This is a genomic window from Komagataeibacter kakiaceti JCM 25156 (genome assembly GCF_000613305.1).
In genome coordinates, this window is the sequence record NZ_BAIO01000365.1 from 1 (window position 1) to 2,391 (window position 2,391).

The following is a 2,391-nucleotide window of genomic DNA, read 5'->3' on the forward strand; positions in this document are numbered from 1 at the left end:
CGCAGGGCAGGCGCCCGGCGCGCAGGCGGCGCTAGTTTCCTGAAGCCGGAAGTCACCCCGCGGTCACGGGTTCATAAAAAACAGTAAACGTTTTCGGGCGCTGCCTTTTTTCAAAAAGGTCAGGCGTCTCCTGAAGCTTTTTGAAAAAAGCTTCACCAAACTTTCTTATGAGTCATTGAGGCTCAGCCTGCGCGGATGACCTCCACGCCCCCCATATAGGGCCGCAGCACGTCGGGCACGGTAATGCCGCCATCCTCGTTCTGGTAGTTTTCCATTACCGCGATCAGCGTGCGCCCCACCGCCAGCCCCGAGCCGTTCAGGGTATGGACAAAGGCGGGCTTGCCATCCGCCGCGCGGTAGCGGGCGTTCATGCGCCGGGCCTGAAAATCGCGCGTGGTGGAACATGACGAGATTTCGCGCCACGCCTTCTGCCCCGGCAGCCAGGCCTCCAGGTCGAATGTCCTGGCCGCGCCAAAGCCGGTATCCCCCGCGCAGAGCAGCATGCGGCGATAGGGAACGCCCAGCCGCTCCAGCACCATCTCGGCGCAGCGGGTCATGCGTTCGAGTTCGGCGTCACTTTCCTCCGGCGTGGTGATGCTGACCATCTCCACCTTCTGGAACTGGTGCTGGCGCAGCATCCCGCGCGTATCGCGCCCGGCGGCCCCCGCCTCGCTCCGGAAGCATGAGGACAGGGCGACATTGCGCCGGGGCAGTTCGCTCGCGGGCAGGATCTGGCCCGCGACGCTGGCGGTCAGCGGCACCTCGGCTGTGGGGATCAGCCAGCGGCCATCTTCCGTGCGGAAGGACTGGTCCGCGAATTTGGGCAGCTTGTCGGTGCCGTACATGGCCTCGTTATTGACCAGCACCGGCACGCTGGTTTCGACATAGCCGTTCTCGGCTGTATGCAGGTCGAGCATGAACTGGCCCAGCGCGCGTTCCATGCGCGCAAGCTGCCCGCGCAGCACCACGAACCGCGCGCCGGACAGGCGGGACGCGGTCTCGAAATCCATGAGGCCGAGCGCTTCGCCCAGTTCGAAATGCTCACGCGGCGTGAACGGAAATTCCCGTGGCGTGCCGTGCTGGTGAACCACCACGTTGGCGCTTTCATCCGCGCCATCGGGCACGCTGGCGTCCAGCCGGTTGGGCAGGCGTTCCAGCGTGCCGCGAATACGACCGTCCAGATCATCCACCTGGGTCTGGAATTCCTCCATGCGCGCCTTGGCGCACGCCACCTCGGCCTCAAGGGCCGAACTGTCGCCGCCGGTCCTGCGCAGCGCCCCGATTTCCTTCGAGATCTGCTTGCGGCGGGCCTGAAGTTCCTGCAGGGCCGTCTCGGCGGCGCGACGGTCGCGATCCAGCAGCAGCAGGGCGGTAGCCACGGCGGGCTCGCCGCGTCGCTTCAGGGCGGCGTCAAAACCCTCCGGATCGGCGCGGAGGGCGCGCAGGTCATGCATCAGGTGGTCTCCTCGGTTTCTTCAGGCGGATTGCGCGGCTCGACAAGGCGGGCGCAAAGAATGGAAATCTCGTACAGCCCGATCAGCGGCACGGCCAGCCCGGTCTGTGTAATCACGTCGGGGGGTGTCAGGATGGCGGCGACGACAAACGCGCCCACATAGGCGTAACGCCGCACCTTCGCCAGCCCCCTTGAGGTCACCAGCCCCACGCGCGCCAGCAGCGTCAGCACCACCGGCAGCTCGAACGCCATGCCGAAGGCAGGATCAGCTTCATGACCAGCGACAGGTATTCCGACACCTTGGCCTGCAGTTCGATCTGGAGGCCGTCCTGCCCGTCCGCCGTCTGGAACGACAGGAAGAACTTCCACGCGGCGGGGAAGATGAAATAATAGGCCAGCGCCGCCCCTATGGCGAACATGACCGGCGTTGCGACCAGAAAGGGGGCGAAGGCGCGCTTTTCACTGCGGTACAGCCCCGGGGCGATGAATATCCACGCCTGCACCGCGATCATGGGAAAGGACAGGCAGGCCGCGCCGAAGAAGGCGACCTTCATGTAGGTGAAAAATGCCTCGTACAGCGCAGTATAGATCAGGTGCGGCTGTTCGCCCTTCTGGCGCATGATGCGCCGAGCGGCCGGGCCAAGAAGAAATAGATCTGTTCGGAATAATAGTAACAAATGGCAAAACACACCACGAAGGTTGCCATGGACCACAGCAGCCTGCGCCGCAGCTCGACCAGATGCTCAAGCAGCGGCATGGGCTGGTCGTTGATCGAATCCTCGTTCAGGGTCCTGTCTCCTGCGTCCATCGCGTTACTGGTCCTGCCCGCCCGCCGTAACGCAGATGCGCCGCCCTGCGTGGATCACCCTGACCGGCGGCAGGAAGGCGGGCGGGGAAAGATGGGGCATCTCCGCCGCGATGCGCCGCGCCGTGCGGGG

Annotated in this window: 1 protein-coding gene and 2 pseudogenes; all 3 read right to left on the reverse strand. The window is 64.8% G+C overall.

Annotated elements, in window-relative coordinates:
• Window positions 1–182: 182 nt before the first annotated feature.
• Window positions 183–1,454, reverse strand: a complete 1,272-nt coding sequence (gene serS, locus JCM25156_RS13815; RefSeq protein WP_025813548.1) for a serine--tRNA ligase — start codon at window positions 1,452–1,454, stop codon at window positions 183–185.
• Window positions 1,454–2,261 (reverse strand): annotated as a pseudogene (tatC, locus tag JCM25156_RS24550) (twin-arginine translocase subunit TatC). Before tatC ends, serS begins: the two are co-directional and overlap by 1 nt.
• Before the next feature lie 4 nt (window positions 2,262–2,265).
• Window positions 2,266–2,391, reverse strand: a pseudogene (locus JCM25156_RS32395) (Sec-independent protein translocase protein TatB); the annotation flags it as partial.

Excerpts from the sequence above, each read along its gene's own strand:
- serS (WP_025813548.1), bottom strand. The coding sequence starts at position 1,454 with ATGCATGACCTGCGCGCCCTCCGCGCCGATCCGGAGGGTTTTGACGCC.